Consider the following 13,656-nt stretch of genomic DNA (forward strand, 5'->3'; position numbering starts at 1 on the left):
CCGGGGGTCGCGTGTCCACGACGCCGGCGCGCGAGCCGTGGGTCGGAGCTCAGGAGTCGATCGGGTCGAGCACCTCGAGCATCGAGCCCTGCACGAATCCCGCCCATTCGTACGCGGCGCGGAGGTAGTCGTCACGGGTCTCGTCCGCGCCGTCCTCGCCCTCCTCGACGACACCGACCCGTTCGGCGAGGATGAGCCGGAGGTCGGTGAGGAACGTGAGCCAGCCCCACGCCTCGGACTGGTCGAGCTCGATCTGCACGACGGTGTCGTCGCCGTCCTCCACCGCGGTCGCGTCGCGCACCCGCTGCGCGGCCTGCCGCTTGCCGTCGACGAGGCTGTCGCGCGTGTAGCGGGCGAACTCGTGCGACGCGGCAGCGTCCTCGGGGTAGGCGTTCGGCAGGAGGCGCCCGAGCGCCGGGTCGTCGGCCTCGCCGAGGAGGAGCACGGAGTCGACCTGGTCGGCGAGCTCGGACAGCAGCATCGCCTCCTCGGCTTCGAGCACGATGCGCACGCCCTCGCCGCCGCTGCGCCCGGCGACGATCACGCCTCTGCCCTCGACACGGTCGCCTGCAGCCCGTAGGCGTGCATCGCCTGCGCGTGCCGCTCCATCGCCTCGCGGTTGCCCGTGGCCACCACCGCGCGACCCTCGGTGTGCACCTGGAGCATCAGCCGCTCGGCCTCGTCGCGGGGGTATCCGAAGTAGCTGCGGAACACGTAGCTCACGTAGGTCATGAGGTTCACCGGGTCGTCCCACACGATCGTGCGCCAGGGCACGTCGGCCACGACCACGGTCGCCGCATCGGCGGACGTGTCGGTGTCGAGCTGCTCGAGGGTCGCGGTCACCTCTCCAGCCTGACACGACGGCTCGCTCGGCGGAACCCGCGCGAGGCGGACGTTCCGCAGGGGCCGAGGCCGCCATCGGTTCCGTCGCCGCGTAGTGGACGAATCGAAGCGGGTCAAGCCCCCTTGACATTGTCGCCGAGACCCTCTGCTCGGAACGGCCCGCGGGTAGTGTCGGACGTGATGGAGAGCCCCCACTCCGCGCCCGGTTCGCCGGGGCCACACCACAGACCCCCGGCAGGAACCCCATGACCTTCACGGCCCCCCGCGCCCAGACCGATGCGCTCCGGCGGAACAACGTCACGGTCTCCGGAGACCCGAACGGGCGTCCCATCGTCTTCGTGCACGGCTTCGGCTGCAGCCAGGCGATGTGGCGGTCGGTGTCCCCGCTCTTCGAAGCCGACCACCGCGTCGTGCTCCTCGACCTGGTCGGCGCAGGCGGTTCCGACCGTGACGCCTACGATCCCGTGAAGTACGACTCGCTGCACGGCTATGCCGACGACGTCCTCGAGGTCCTCGACGCGCTCGACCTCCACGACGTGGTCTACGTCGGACACTCGGTCGCGGCCACCATCGGCGTCCTCGCCGAGACCACGGATGCCTCCCGGTTCGGTGCGCTCGTGCTCGTCGGCCCGTCGCCGCGGTACCTCGACGACGAGGACTACCGCGGCGGGTTCGCGCGGTCCGACATCGACGGGCTCCTCGACGCGCTCGACGCCAACTACCTCGGCTGGTCGGCGGACATGGCACCCGCCATCATGGGCAATCCCGAGCGGCCCGAGCTCGGTCGCCAGCTCACCGAGAGCTTCTGCGCGGTCGATCCCGAGATCGCCCGCCACTTCGCCCGCGTGACCTTCCTCTCGGACAACCGCCGCGACTTCAGCGCGGTGCGCACGCCCACGCTCGTGCTGCAGTGCTCCGACGACGTCATCGCCCCCGTCTCGGCCGGCCGATACGTGCACGAGCAGATCCCGGCGAGCCGGTTCGTGCAGCTCGCCGCGACCGGGCACTGCCCCAACCTGTCGGCGCCCGACGAGCTGGTGCGCGAGATCAGGTCGTTCCTGCCGTGACGATCTCCGACGCCGCGCCCCTCGACCGGGAGCGCGACGACAGCGACACGCGCATCGGCGCCCCCGCCGCCGCGCACCCCCGCGCCGACGACCCGTACCTGGACCTGTTCGAGGACGCGCCCTGCGGCTACCTCGAGACGACCCCCGATGGCACGATCACCCGCGTCAACCGCACCTTCGAACGATGGACCGGTCATGACCGGCGGGCCCTGCTGGGCACCGCCTTCGTCGACCTCCTCACCTCGCCCGGGCAGCTCTTCTACGAGACCCGGTACGCCATGGTGCTGAGCCTCGCGGGGGAGGTGCGGGAGGTGTCGCTCGCCGTCCGCTGCGCCGACGAGCACGAACTGCCCATCCTGGTCAACGCCGTGATGGTGAGGGGCGCCGACGGCGAGCCGCAGGCGATCCGCACGGCGGTCTTCGACGCGACCGAACGCCAGGACTACGAGCGCCAGCTGCTGCTCGCCCGACGCGATGCCGAGGCGTCCGAGGCGCGGGTCCGCGTGCTGCAGGACGCGTCGAGCGCCTTCGGCCTCGCCACGACCGCCCAGGAGCTCGCCGCCGCGCTGCTCGCGAGTGCCGGCTCGGCGCTCCGTGCCTCGAGTGCCGCCGTCCTGCTTTCCGACGGGTCGGGTCCGCTCGAACTCGTCGAGGGCGACGACGTCACCATGGCACTGCTGCCCGAGGGCCTCGAGGCGCTCGCCGAGCAGGCGATCGGCAGCGGCGAGATCATCACCGTCTCCAGCCTCTCCCAGGCCGCCGCCATCATGCCCGGGCTCGACGACGCCCTGCACCGGCATCGCCTCGCCGCCGTCAGCATCATCCCCCTCCGCACCGATGAGCGAGCAGCCGGGGTCGTCATCTCCCTCTTCGGACGAGATCGCACCTTCGATGCCGAGAGTCGCGAGATCCAGGCGGCGCTGGCGCGGCAGGCCGGCCAGGTGCTGCGCCGGGTGCGCCTGCAGGAGGAGCTCGCCCACCGCGCGCTGCACGACCAGCTCACGGGGCTCGCCAACCGCAAGCTGCTCGAGGAACGGCTCGACGCCGCCATCTCGGCGGCCACCCGCAACGGGCGGCCACTGTCGGTGGTCTTCGTCGACCTCGACGGCTTCAAGGCGATCAACGACACCCTCGGCCACCGGGTCGGCGACGACGTCCTCGTCGAGGTCGCGGCCAGGCTGCGGTCGGTGGCGCGGGCGGGCGACTCGGTCGCCCGGTACGGCGGCGACGAGTTCGTCATCATCTGCGAGGACGCGGCGGCACCGGCGAGCGCCACCGTCGCGGAGCGATTCCGCGAGGCGGTCGGGCGACCCCTCGACAGCGTGCCTCCGCGCTACGACATCGCCGCCAGCATCGGCGTCGCGGTCTGGGAGCCGGGCGAGCGCCCCGAGCCCACGCCCGACCTCCTGCTGCGCATCGCCGACGAGGCGATGTACGCCTCGAAGGATGCGGGCCGGGATCGCGTCACGATCGTGATGGCCGACGAGACGAGCACCACTGACACTGCACACGACCCCCGAGCGGAGGCTTCATGGGAACACTGAGATACGACTCCACCATCACCGCGGAGTTCGACGATCGCACGCTCACCCACCTGCAGGTGGTGATCTGGTCGAAGCTCCGCCGCGGCGAGCACTTCGCGTTCACCTTCGGTGACGAGGCGCCGCCGGCGAAGCGCACGTCGGTGTGGTGCAGCCCCACCGTGCCGATGGCCTTCCAGTTCGACGAGCCCGGTGATCCGTCCGAGCTCAACCCGCGGTGGCTGGAGGTGCTGACGAAGTCGGCGAACTCGGCCGGTGGGCTGCGGCCGGTGCCCGAGCCCGAGGCCGCCGCATGAACGGATGGCGCAGCACGACCACCAGTGCACGAGGAGGAATGCCATGGGCCAGTTGATCTACGGCGGAGCGCGCATCTCGGAGTTCGAGATCGAGGACCGCGTGCTCGCCCACCTGCAGTTCGTCGTGGCCACCAAGCTGCGACGCGGCGAGCAGTTCATGCTCACCTGGAATCATGGGGTCGAACGCGGCAGCGGGCGCAGCTCGATCTGGATCAGCGCGTACGTGCCCGTGCATTTCAAGTACAACGGCAACCGGCCGCCGAAGCTCAACCGGGCGTGGCTGGAGCTGATGATCGACGGCGCGAACAGCCCCGCCGGGCTGCATCCGATCCCCGAAGCGGCAGCCGGGGCCGGGGTGCCCGAATGAACGACGAGCGTCCGATGACCACACGAGAGAACGGAGGTGCGGTGTGAAGATCCACCGCCTGACAGTCGACGGCCGGGACTACTTCCTGCCCGAGCCCATCGATGCGCTGCGCGCCGAGATCCTGAAGGCGATCCAGGCGGGCGGCGGCTACGTGAACGTGCCGCCCCTGCGCGGCGGACCCGGCATCGACATCCTCTTCTCCCCGGGCATGCCGGTCACCTGGTCGCAGATCGACGTCGGCGGCGAGCCCGAAGAGGCCGTCAGCTCCGACGAGGACGAGGCCTACCAGGACCCGCCCTACGGCGCGCTCTGAGCGATTCGACCACCGGGCGGCACGCCCGGCCCCGGCACGCCCGGTGCGGTTGCGACCGCACCGGGCGCTGCCGTGCGTCCGCCGGGCACGCCCGGCGCCGTCGCGACCGCGAGGCGGGCTGAGATGCTCCGCTCGGGAGCCGGCCGACCGAACAGGTAACCCTGCGCCCGATCGAATCCGAGCTCCCGCACGGCCACGAACTGGGGCTCCGTCTCGACGCCCTCGGCCACCGCGCGCAGGCCGTGGTCGCGTGCGAACCCGACGAGTCGCGCCGCCACGCTCCGGTCGCCGGGCAGGAGCGTGATGACCGAGCGATCGACCTTGAGCTCGGTGATGGGGAGCGACCGCACGCGGAGCTCCGCCTCCTCCACCGTGCGCACGTCATCGACCGAGATGCCGATGCCGGCGGCGCGGATCCCCTCGAGGGTCTCGGCGGCCTCCTCGGGCACGGCCCTCGTCTCCGTGAGCTCGAGCGTCAGGAGCGTCGGGGGCATGCCCGTCGCGGCGAGGTGGTGGGCGACCCGCTCGGCGAACGTCCCCTCCGACAGCTGTGCGGCCGCCACGTTCACCGCGACCTCGATGCGCCGACCGGCGCGCACGAGCGCCGCGCCGTACCGGCAGGCCGTCTCGAGCATGGCGTCGCCGATGGCGATCATCGCCCCGGTCGCCTCCGCGAGTGGGATGAACTCCGCGGGCGGGATGACCCCGCGACTGGGGTGACGCCAGCGACTCAGCGCCTCGATGGCGACGAGGACGCCGTCGTGGAGGTCGACCTGCGGCTGGTACTGCGCGATGATCTCGCCGCGCTGCGCCGCGAGGCGCAATTCGCGTGCGAGGCGCTCGTCGTCTGCCATGGTGTTCCCTCCTCGGGCGTCCACGACGCCCGCGCCATTGTCACGCGCGATCGCGCATTCGACGAAACGGCAGACAACGAGCGCTCGGATGCGTATACTCCCGCTGCTCGGCCGGCGGCCGCGGCGGATACACGAGCGTCACGAGCACCACCGAGATGATCATGAGCAGGAACCAGGAGACGAGCTTCGACGGCGACACGAGCTGCCAGCCGTCGAGCTGGTCGGGGTAGAACCAGGCGCCGGCCCAGGTCGCGATGTTCTCGGCCAGCCAGATGAACAGGGCGACGAGGCCGAACGCGATGAGCAGCGGCATCCGGGGCCGTCGACGCCACACCCGGAAGTGCATGACGGTCGGCCACCAGACGACGACCACCGCCGCCAGCAGCGCCCATCGCAGGTCGATGACGTAGTGGTGCGTGAAGAAGTTCGCGTAGATCGCGGCGGCGACGACCACGGTGACCCATCGTCGCGGGTACCGCGTGAAGCCCAGGTCGAACAGGCGGTACACGCGCACCATGTAGGAGCCCACCGCGGCGTACATGAAGCCCGAGAACAACGGGACGCCCGCGATGCGGAGCACCCCGTCGCCGTCGTACGTCCACGACCCGACGTCGGTCTTGAACAACTCCATGACGGTGCCGGTCAGGTGGAACAGCACGACCACCCACAGCTCGCGCCCGCTCTCGAGCCGCGTCGCCACCATCACGACCTGGATGAGCACCGCGGCGATCGTCAGCGCGTCGTTCCGCGCGAGGGCCGCGTCGTCGGGATACCAGACCCGCGCGGCGACGATGACCGCGAGCAGGGACGCGCCGAAGATGCAAGCCCACGCCTGCTTCGCGCCGAACACGAGGAACTCGATGAGTCCGGCACGGACGCCGCGATCGGATGCGTCGGCGAGGAGGCGGTGCGCGGCTCGGTCGATCGCCCGTTCGACCGCCGTGCGGTCGGACTCGCGGGCGGCGCCGGCTGCGGTCATGCCGTGCGCTCCGAGGGGATCACGCCGACCACTCCGACGCCGCGCGCTCCGACGCCGTCACCGTGAACTTCGCGTTGCGGGCGACCTGGCGCGTGGGGCCCACGACGCGCTCGAGCAGCGGCCGGTAGCGCAGGTGCGAGTTCCAGACGCACCACAGCTCCCCGCCGGGCACGAGCACGCGGGCGGCGTCCGCGAAGAGGTGCGCCGCGATGCCCGTGTGCAGCGCCGCATCGGAGTGGAACGGCGGGTTCAGCACCACGAGGCGCTCGCTCGCATCGTGGATGCCCTCGAGTCCGTCGGCCTGGCGGACGTCGACGCGGTCGGCGAGGCCGTTCACCTCCGCCGTCTGCCGAGCGGATGCCGCGGCCGACGCCGATCGGTCGGTCGCCGTCACCCGCAGCACGGGGCGCGTGCGCGCGAGCCAGGCGGCCACCACCCCCGACCCGCACGCGAGGTCGACGGCGGTCGCGGCATCCGGCACCGCGTCGCCGAGGTGCTCGAGGAGGAACCGCGTTCCGATGTCGACGCCGGCGCCCGCGAAGACGCCGCCGTGTGCGACGAGCGTGACGCCCAAGTCGTCGTGCCGCTCGCCTCGGGGCCAGCCGAGCGCGGGTGGCTGACGGTGCGCGCGGGGCGCGCGCGCGATGAGCACCCTGGACTTCTGGCGCGCGAGCGACACGTCGACCCGCTCGAACCACGCCCCCAGCACCTCGTTCATCGAGAGCGACATGTGCTTCAGGCGGCCGCCGGCGACGACCACGACGTCGGATGCCGCGTGGCTCGCGATGAGGCCGGCGAGCTCGTCGAGCCGGTCGAGCGACCGCGGCAGGCGCAGGAGCACGAGCCGGGCGCCCGCGAGCAGCCCGGGCCCGAGCGGCATGGACCGCACCTCGCCGTCCAGGCCCGCCCGCGCGGCGTTGGCCGCGAGCGCGCGCTCGCCCGTCACGAGGTCCTGGTGCACCCGGATGCCGCGAGCACCGGCCGCGGCCGATCCGAGCGCCAGCGCGCCGTAGGCGTCGTCGAGCACGACGAGCACGCCATCGCCGAGGCCCCCGGCCAGTGCGGCCGACTCGTCGAGGATCAGCCGGTCCGCGGCATCCGACGCCTCGAGCCCGCGGCCCTCGACGTCGGGATGGCGTCGCAGCGCGCGCAGCTCGAATGGCATGCGTCAAGGGTATGACGCAGCCCAGGACGCGCGACGATCCGGGCCCGGATGCACCTCGCAGGTGCGTTTGCTACCCTCGACCCCGCATGCGGGAAACAGACCAGCGGCCTTCGGGGGAACGGCGCGCGGCTCGACACGGGGCCGCGGGCCGTCGTTCTGCTGCGCCCACGGCGTCCGGTCGCCCGGCTCGCTCGTCGCCTTCGACGGGTCCGCGCCCGACGTCCTCGGCGGGTCGGCGCTCGGCGCCCACGCCGGCCGCACCCGCCCGCCTCGCGCGCCGGCTCGCGCCGCTCGCGGCATCCGTCGCGGTGCTGGGGCTCGCCCTGACCTTCGCCCTGGCGCCCCAGCCCGCCGCGATCACGGCCCCCTCCGCGGCATCCGACACCCTCGGCGGCGACACGCAGACGTTCGACGTCGCCGCGGACATCGCGGCGCCGACGGTCTCGCACGAGTCATACGTCACGACGACGGGATCGCAGACGCTCATCGAGGGCGGCACGAACGTGGACTGGGCGAAGCTCGTGCTCATCGACGGGGACTGGCCGGTCACCGAGGAGAACATCACGTTCATGATGCGGTGGATGCGCCAGGAGAACGGCGCCGACAACTGGTGGAACCGCAACAACCCGCTGAACAACGGCCAGGGCTCAGGCGGCGGATCCGGCCTCGGCAGCTACCCGACCCTCATCGAGGCGGCGTTCTACGCGGCGCAGAACCTCCAGTCGGGCCGCTACCCCGCGGTGGACGCGGCACTCGCACGCGGCGACTCGGCGGATGCGACGGCGCAGGCCATCTGGGCGTCGGCGTGGGCCTCGAGCCACTACGGCTACGGCACCCACTGGAGCTCGCGCCCCTACGAGGTCATCGAGGCGCCGGCCTCAGCCTGGGGACGCTGAGCCGCGAGCCCGTGGGCGTCGCGCCTGGCGTCGAGCATGCGGCCGACTAGCCGCGCTCGAGCGGACGCCACACGACGACGGCGTTCTCGCGGCGCACCCGGGTACCGGCGCGCAGCGACACGATGTCGCCCGCCGAGCCGGCGGCGAAGACGCGCCGCCCGGGACGGTTGAGCAGCTCGTCGGCGAGCATGGCCTCGAGCTCGCGCACGCGGTCGCGCAGCACCGTCACCTCGTCCTCGAGGTCGAGCACGCGGCGGATGCCCTCGAGGCTCACGCCCTCGCTCGACAGCTGCGCGATCTCACGCAACTGCGCGACGTCGCGCATCGAGTAGCGGCGGGACTTGCCGGCGGTGCGGGTGGGCGACACGAGGCCCAGGCGGTCGTACTGCCGCAGCGTCTGCGGGTGCATGCCGGCCAGCTCCGCCGCGATCGAGATCACGAAGAGGGGGCTGGTCTCGTCCATGCTCGCGGCCATGGCCTAGCGCTGCGCCCGTGCCTTGGCGAGCAGCTCGTCGCGCGGGTTCTCGTCGGGCAGGAGCGCCGCGAACTCCTTGAGCTTCTCCTCGGCCTCCTTCGAGAGGTGCGACGGCACGGCCACCTGCACGACGGCGAGGAGGTCGCCCGTGCCCTTCGAGGTCTGCACCCCGCGGCCCTTGACGCGCAGCACCCGTCCGCTGGGCGTGCCGGGCGCCACCCGGAGCTTCACGGGCTCGCCCCCGAGCGTCGGCACCTGGATGGTGGCGCCGAGCGTCGCCTCGGTGAACGTCACGGGCACGTTGACGCGCAGGTTGAGGCCGTCGCGCTCGAACACGGGGTGCTTGCGCACGTGCACGGTGAGGATCAGGTCGCCGGGCTCCCCTCCGTCGGGCGAGGGGTGCCCCTTGCCGCGCAGCTTGATCTTCTGGCCGTCGGCCACGCCAGCCGGGATGCGCACCGTGATGGGCTTGCCGTCGGAGGTCTCGAGGGTGATCTGCTCGCCCTTGGTGGCGGTGATGAAGTCGAGCGTCGTCGATGCCGTGACGTCGCGACCGCGCGACGGGCCGCCGAAGCCGCGGTAGCCGCCGCTCGGCTGCCCGAACCGGCCGCCGCCGAAGAGGCCGCCGAGCAGGTCGTCGTAGTCGCCGCCGCCCTGCTGGAACGTGTACTGCTGCCGGCCGCCGCCCTGGCCGCCGAACATCGTGCCGAACACGTCCTCGAAGCCGCCCGCGCCACCGCCGCCGCCGGGCGCGGTGAACCGTGCGCCCGAGCCCATCGCCCGGATCGCGTCGTACTCCTTGCGCTGCTCGGGGTCGGAGAGCACCGAGTGCGCCTCGCTGATCTCCTTGAACCGCGCCTCGGACGCGGCGTCGCCCGGGTTCGAGTCGGGGTGGTACTTGCGTGCGAGCTTGCGGTAGGCCTTCTTGAGCTCCGCCTCGCTCACGTCCTTGGAGACGCCGAGCACCTTGTAGAAGTCCTTGTCGAACCAATCCTGACTGGCCACCGGCACCTCCCTTCCCTGAAGTCTGTCTGAAATCCGTGACGGCCGGTCCGCGACATCCGATGAGCGGATGCCGCGGGCCGGCCGAACTGCCTTACAGCGGCGTCTTCACGACCACCTTCGCGGCGCGCAGCAGCGTGCCGCCCAGCGTGTAGCCGGTCTCGACGACGTCGGCGACCGTGTCGACCTCGACCTCGTCGGACGGCTGCTGGAAGATCGCCTCGTGGCGCTGCGGGTCGAACGGCTCGCCCACCTCGCCGAACGGGGTGAGCCCGAGCTTCTCGACGGCGGCGCGCAGCTTCGCCGCGATCGTCGCGAACGGGGCGTCGCCCTCGAGGTCGCCGTGCTTCTCGGCCCGGTCGAGGTCGTCGAGCACCGGCAGCAGCACCGCGACGGCCGCGCCGACCGCGCGCTCGCGCTCGATCTCGCGATTCGCCTCGGTGCGCTTGCGGTAGTTCGCGTACTCGGCGGTGACCCGCTTGAGGTCGGCGAGGTGCTCGTCGGTCGGCTCCTGCACCTCGGCCTGGGCCGCGTTCAGGATGTCGTCGACGGTGAGCACGTCGTCGTCGTCGGCCGGCGCGGATGCTGCGGCAGCGTCTGCTGCGGCATCCGTCGCCTCACCGGCGGCCGGCTCACCCGCGTCGGGCTGACCGGCGTCGGGGGCCGGCTGGCGAACCTGACCCGTCTCGGGGTCGATCCGCCGCTTGTCGCGGATGACCGGCTCTTCGTGGTTCTGGTTCTCGTCCGACATGATTACTTCTTCTCGTCCTCGTCGTCGATGACCTCGGCATCGACCACGTCCTCGTCGGAGGACTGGTCGCCGGCGGCGCCGGACGCGTTCGCGTCCTCACCGGGGTTGCCCGCGGCATCCGCCGACTGCTGCTGCGACTGCGCGTAGATCGCCTCGCCGAGCTTGCCCTGCGACTGCGACAGCTTCTCGAACGCGGCCTTCACCGCGTCGTCGTCGTCGCCCGCGAGGGCCGACTTCAGGCCGTCGACGTCGCCCTGCACCTCGGACTTGACGTCGGCGGGCAGCTTGTCGTCGTTGTCCTTGATGAGCTTCTCGATCGAGTAGACGAGCTGCTCGGCCTGGTTGCGGGTCTCGGCCGACTCACGGCGCTTCTTGTCCTCTGCCGCGTGCTCCTCGGCGTCGCGCACCATGCGCTCCACGTCCTCCTTGGGCAGGGCCGAGCCGCCCGAGATGGTCATCGACTGCTCCTTGCCGGTGCCCTTGTCGCGGGCCGACACGTGCACGATGCCGTTGGCGTCGATGTCGAAGGTGACCTCGATCTGCGGGATGCCGCGGGGCGCCGGCGCGATGCCGGTGAGCTCGAACGTGCCCAGCGGCTTGTTGTCGCGGGTGAACTCGCGCTCGCCCTGGAAGACCTGGATCGCGACCGACGGCTGGTTGTCGTCGGCGGTCGTGAAGGTCTCGCTGCGCTTGGTCGGGATGGCCGTGTTGCGCTCGATGAGCTTGGTCATGATGCCACCCTTGGTCTCGATGCCGAGGCTCAGGGGGGTGACGTCGATGAGCAGCACGTCCTTGCGCTCGCCCTTGAGGACGCCCGCCTGCAGGGCCGCGCCCACGGCGACGACCTCGTCGGGGTTCACGCCCTTGTTGGGCTCCTTGCCGGTCTCCTGCTTCACGAGTTCGGAGACGGCGGGCATGCGGGTCGAGCCGCCGACGAGCACGACGTGCGCGATGTCGGCCAGCTTGATGCCGGCCTCGCGGATGACGTCCTCGAAGGGCTTCTTCGTGCGGTCGAGCAGGTCACTCGTCATGTTCTCGAACTGCGCGCGGGTGAGCGTCTCGTCGAGGTTCGCGGGGCCGTTCTCGGTGAGCGAGAGGTAGGGCAGCTGGATGCTGGTGCTCATCGAGGAGCTCAGCTCCTTCTTCGCCTGCTCGGCGGCCTCCTTGAGGCGCTGGAGGGCGATCTTGTCCTTCGAGACGTCGACGCCCGTCGAGTCCTTGAAGCGCTTGATCAGCCACTCGACGATGCGCTGGTCCCAGTCGTCGCCGCCGAGGCGGTTGTCACCGGCGGTCGCACGCACCTGGATGGTGGAGAAGTCGTCGTCCTTGCCCACCTCGAGGAGGGAGACGTCGAAGGTGCCGCCACCGAGGTCGAAGACGAGGATGAGCTCGTCCTCCTTGCCCTTGTCGAGGCCGTAGGCGAGGGCCGCGGCCGTGGGCTCGTTGATGATGCGCAGCACGTTGAGGCCCGCGATCTCGCCGGCCTCCTTCGTGGCCTGGCGCTCGGCGTCGTTGAAGTACGCCGGCACGGTGATGACCGCGTCTGTGACGGTGTCGCCGAGGTACTGCTCGGCGTCGCGCTTCAGCTTCTGCAGGATGCGCGCCGAGATCTCCTGCGGCGTGTACTTCTTGCCGTCGATCTCCTGGGTCCAGTCGGTGCCCATGTGGCGCTTGACCGACGCGATGGTGCGGTCGACGTTGGTGACGGCCTGGCGCTTGGCGGTCTCGCCGACGAGCACCTCGCCGTCCTTCGTGAAGGCGACCACCGACGGGGTGGTGCGGAAGCCCTCGGCGTTCGCGATGACGGTGGGCTCGCCACCCTCGAGGACGCTGACGACCGAGTTGGTGGTGCCGAGGTCGATGCCTACTGCTCGTGACATGTGTGTTTCTCCTTCTGCCGGGAGACGGCGCGAGCGGATGCCGCGTGCGCTCCGTGGCGGGTCGGCCCGGCCGTCCTGGCCCGCGACCGAAGTCCGTGTCGCCGGAACTTGAGTCCCGACGACTCAAGTGTTCCAGCGGCCATTCGACGTGTCAAGTCGACGCCGCAAAACTTGAGTACACAAGACTCAACTCTCAGCGGCCTGCCAGCATTCCGCCCCGGCGGATACCCGAGCCACATTCCGACTGCATCGGGGACCGCCCTGATGGACACGGGTCGCGGCGAACCGTAGGCTCCGGTCCATGATCCGACGCCCTGCCATCGGTGGCTCGCTCGTCGCCGTGCTCGCCATCATGCTCCTTGCCGGATGCGCACAGCCGGGCGACGTCGGCGAGACCCCGTCGCCGTCGCGGACGACGGCACCGTCCTCGACGTCGGAGCCGTCACCGGTCCCGTCTCCCGACGCCGCGCCCGCCGCGACCTGCGACACCCTCCTCACGGACGAGGCCTACCAGAAGCTCGCGGACGACGGCCTCGCCCCGACGGGGGTCGGCGTCGGGTACCCGCTCGTCGAGCGGATGACCGAGGCAGGAGCGCTCGCGTGCGCGTGGGGAAAGCCGCAGACCGACATCGCGCTCACCGTCGTGCAGCTGCCGCTCGGTTCGGCGGACGAGGCGGCGTGGCGGTCGACGCTCGCGGAGCTGGGCTACGTCGAGAGCGGCCAGCCGGTCGCCGGCTCCTTCACCGGTCCTGTCGATCCCGCAAGCGGCATCAGCTCGGTCGCGGTGCTCGCGGGCGGAACGCTCACGTTCGTCAGCGCGCCGACGTACGCGACGATGCTCGCCCCGCCCGCGTAGCCCGAAGCGGATACGTCCGCGGCTGTCGCCGTTCGACGCGTGGAGCGGCAGCCGAACGCGACTGCCAGACTGGACACGACCACGCTGCCCAGGGAGGACACGCCATGCCGGAACCCATCGAGGTCGGACTCGTCTCGTACACGCTCTCCGCCGAGGCCTACTCGCGCATCGGCGCGGACTTCGACACGGAGGCGGTGGACGACGCGATCCTCGCCCGGCTGAACGAGCTCGTGCCCACCGGCGTCGTGGTGCACCGCAACGGCAAGGCCTTCGCCGACCCCGACGTCGCCGCCATCGCGCGCGAGCTCGACTGGCAGCGCCTGCTCGGGCAGATCGACATCGACCAGATCCTCGCCGAGCACGGCCGCTGA

Annotated in this window: 17 protein-coding genes; 8 read left to right on the top strand and 9 right to left on the bottom strand. The window is 71.4% G+C overall.

Annotated elements, in window-relative coordinates:
* Positions 1-49: 49 nt before the first annotated feature.
* A complete protein-coding gene (locus tag AC1DZA_RS08325) occupies positions 50-544 on the bottom strand; it encodes a DUF2017 family protein (RefSeq protein ID WP_309976029.1) in 495 nt (164 codons plus the stop codon).
* The gene (gene clpS / locus AC1DZA_RS08330; RefSeq protein WP_476772396.1) at positions 541-843 is read right to left on the bottom strand and encodes an ATP-dependent Clp protease adapter ClpS; all 303 of its coding nucleotides are present in this window, start codon (positions 841-843) and stop codon (positions 541-543) included. The genes AC1DZA_RS08325 and clpS overlap by 4 nt, the downstream gene beginning before the upstream one ends.
* Positions 844-1,088: 245 nt before the next feature.
* Here clpS and AC1DZA_RS08335 point away from each other — a divergent pair, with 245 nt between their 5' ends.
* The 5 genes from AC1DZA_RS08335 to AC1DZA_RS08355 are packed head-to-tail and all read left to right on the top strand — an operon-like array spanning position 1,089 to position 4,427.
* Complete coding sequence (locus tag AC1DZA_RS08335; RefSeq protein ID WP_476762057.1) at positions 1,089-1,910, top strand: alpha/beta fold hydrolase; 822 nt, start codon at positions 1,089-1,091, stop codon at positions 1,908-1,910.
* Positions 1,907-3,454, top strand: coding sequence for a sensor domain-containing diguanylate cyclase (locus AC1DZA_RS08340; RefSeq protein WP_476772397.1), 1,548 nt, complete (start codon positions 1,907-1,909; stop codon positions 3,452-3,454). Before AC1DZA_RS08335 ends, AC1DZA_RS08340 begins: the two co-directional genes overlap by 4 nt.
* Positions 3,442-3,747 carry a DUF7882 family protein gene (locus AC1DZA_RS08345; RefSeq protein WP_309976023.1) on the top strand — a complete coding sequence of 102 codons (306 nt, stop codon included), beginning with the start codon at positions 3,442-3,444 and terminating at the stop codon, positions 3,745-3,747. The genes AC1DZA_RS08340 and AC1DZA_RS08345 overlap by 13 nt, the downstream gene beginning before the upstream one ends.
* A gap of 4 nt (positions 3,748-3,751) precedes the next feature.
* On the top strand, positions 3,752-4,114 hold the full coding sequence (locus tag AC1DZA_RS08350; protein ID WP_476772398.1) for a DUF7882 family protein: 363 nt from the start codon (positions 3,752-3,754) through the stop codon (positions 4,112-4,114).
* 43 nt (positions 4,115-4,157) lie between these two features.
* Positions 4,158-4,427, top strand: coding sequence for a hypothetical protein (locus AC1DZA_RS08355; RefSeq protein WP_309976020.1), 270 nt, complete (start codon positions 4,158-4,160; stop codon positions 4,425-4,427).
* On the opposite strand, the gene AC1DZA_RS08360 is transcribed toward AC1DZA_RS08355, so the two are convergent.
* From AC1DZA_RS08360 to AC1DZA_RS08370, 3 genes are read right to left on the bottom strand one after another with little or no spacing between them, the layout of a single operon-like run.
* A complete protein-coding gene (locus tag AC1DZA_RS08360; RefSeq protein ID WP_476763315.1) occupies positions 4,412-5,281 on the bottom strand; it encodes an EAL domain-containing protein in 870 nt (289 codons plus the stop codon). The two genes, AC1DZA_RS08355 and AC1DZA_RS08360, sit on opposite strands and share 16 nt — an antisense overlap.
* Before the next feature lie 40 nt (positions 5,282-5,321).
* Positions 5,322-6,260, bottom strand: coding sequence for a DUF817 domain-containing protein (locus AC1DZA_RS08365; RefSeq protein WP_476772399.1), 939 nt, complete (start codon positions 6,258-6,260; stop codon positions 5,322-5,324).
* A gap of 19 nt (positions 6,261-6,279) precedes the next feature.
* Complete coding sequence (locus AC1DZA_RS08370) at positions 6,280-7,425, bottom strand: class I SAM-dependent methyltransferase (RefSeq protein WP_476772400.1); 1,146 nt, start codon at positions 7,423-7,425, stop codon at positions 6,280-6,282.
* An 86-nt stretch (positions 7,426-7,511) separates the two neighbouring features.
* Between AC1DZA_RS08370 and AC1DZA_RS08375 the strand changes: the two genes are divergently transcribed.
* A complete protein-coding gene (locus AC1DZA_RS08375; protein WP_476772401.1) occupies positions 7,512-8,321 on the top strand; it encodes a hypothetical protein in 810 nt (269 codons plus the stop codon).
* 46 nt (positions 8,322-8,367) lie between these two features.
* On the opposite strand, the gene AC1DZA_RS08380 is transcribed toward AC1DZA_RS08375, so the two are convergent.
* The 4 genes from AC1DZA_RS08380 to dnaK all read right to left on the bottom strand — a co-directional run bounded on the left by AC1DZA_RS08380 (position 8,368) and on the right by dnaK (position 12,429).
* Positions 8,368-8,784: a heat shock protein transcriptional repressor HspR gene (locus AC1DZA_RS08380; protein ID WP_309977864.1), complete on the bottom strand. Its 417-nt coding sequence runs from the start codon at positions 8,782-8,784 to the stop codon at positions 8,368-8,370.
* 15 nt (positions 8,785-8,799) lie between these two features.
* Positions 8,800-9,801: a DnaJ C-terminal domain-containing protein gene (locus AC1DZA_RS08385; RefSeq protein ID WP_476772402.1), complete on the bottom strand. Its 1,002-nt coding sequence runs from the start codon at positions 9,799-9,801 to the stop codon at positions 8,800-8,802.
* 91 nt (positions 9,802-9,892) lie between these two features.
* The gene (locus AC1DZA_RS08390; protein ID WP_476772403.1) at positions 9,893-10,549 is read right to left on the bottom strand and encodes a nucleotide exchange factor GrpE; all 657 of its coding nucleotides are present in this window, start codon (positions 10,547-10,549) and stop codon (positions 9,893-9,895) included.
* A gap of 2 nt (positions 10,550-10,551) precedes the next feature.
* Positions 10,552-12,429 (bottom strand): molecular chaperone DnaK, encoded by a 1,878-nt coding sequence (gene dnaK, locus AC1DZA_RS08395; RefSeq protein WP_476762038.1) that lies wholly within the window; start codon positions 12,427-12,429, stop codon positions 10,552-10,554.
* A gap of 301 nt (positions 12,430-12,730) precedes the next feature.
* On the opposite strand from dnaK, the gene AC1DZA_RS08400 reads away from it, so the two are divergent.
* Both AC1DZA_RS08400 and AC1DZA_RS08405 read left to right on the top strand, forming a co-directional pair.
* A complete protein-coding gene (locus AC1DZA_RS08400) occupies positions 12,731-13,285 on the top strand; it encodes a hypothetical protein (protein WP_476772404.1) in 555 nt (184 codons plus the stop codon).
* A gap of 104 nt (positions 13,286-13,389) precedes the next feature.
* Positions 13,390-13,656: a hypothetical protein gene (locus AC1DZA_RS08405; protein ID WP_476762040.1), complete on the top strand. Its 267-nt coding sequence runs from the start codon at positions 13,390-13,392 to the stop codon at positions 13,654-13,656.

This window comes from Agromyces sp. P2_B3 (genome assembly GCF_056404815.1).

Excerpts from the sequence above, each read along its gene's own strand:
- AC1DZA_RS08390 (WP_476772403.1), bottom strand. The coding sequence starts at position 10,549 with ATGTCGGACGAGAACCAGAACCACGAAGAGCCGGTCATCCGCGACAAG.
- AC1DZA_RS08405 (WP_476762040.1), top strand. The coding sequence starts at position 13,390 with ATGCCGGAACCCATCGAGGTCGGACTCGTCTCGTACACGCTCTCCGCC.
- AC1DZA_RS08370 (WP_476772400.1), bottom strand. The coding sequence starts at position 7,425 with ATGCCATTCGAGCTGCGCGCGCTGCGACGCCATCCCGACGTCGAGGGC.
- AC1DZA_RS08380 (WP_309977864.1), bottom strand. The coding sequence starts at position 8,784 with ATGGACGAGACCAGCCCCCTCTTCGTGATCTCGATCGCGGCGGAGCTG.
- dnaK (WP_476762038.1), bottom strand. The coding sequence starts at position 12,429 with ATGTCACGAGCAGTAGGCATCGACCTCGGCACCACCAACTCGGTCGTC.
- AC1DZA_RS08335 (WP_476762057.1), top strand. The coding sequence starts at position 1,089 with ATGACCTTCACGGCCCCCCGCGCCCAGACCGATGCGCTCCGGCGGAAC.
- AC1DZA_RS08345 (WP_309976023.1), top strand. The coding sequence starts at position 3,442 with ATGGGAACACTGAGATACGACTCCACCATCACCGCGGAGTTCGACGAT.
- AC1DZA_RS08350 (WP_476772398.1), top strand. The coding sequence starts at position 3,752 with ATGGCGCAGCACGACCACCAGTGCACGAGGAGGAATGCCATGGGCCAG.
- AC1DZA_RS08360 (WP_476763315.1), bottom strand. The coding sequence starts at position 5,281 with ATGGCAGACGACGAGCGCCTCGCACGCGAATTGCGCCTCGCGGCGCAG.
- AC1DZA_RS08375 (WP_476772401.1), top strand. The coding sequence starts at position 7,512 with ATGCGGGAAACAGACCAGCGGCCTTCGGGGGAACGGCGCGCGGCTCGA.
- AC1DZA_RS08400 (WP_476772404.1), top strand. The coding sequence starts at position 12,731 with ATGATCCGACGCCCTGCCATCGGTGGCTCGCTCGTCGCCGTGCTCGCC.
- AC1DZA_RS08365 (WP_476772399.1), bottom strand. The coding sequence starts at position 6,260 with ATGACCGCAGCCGGCGCCGCCCGCGAGTCCGACCGCACGGCGGTCGAA.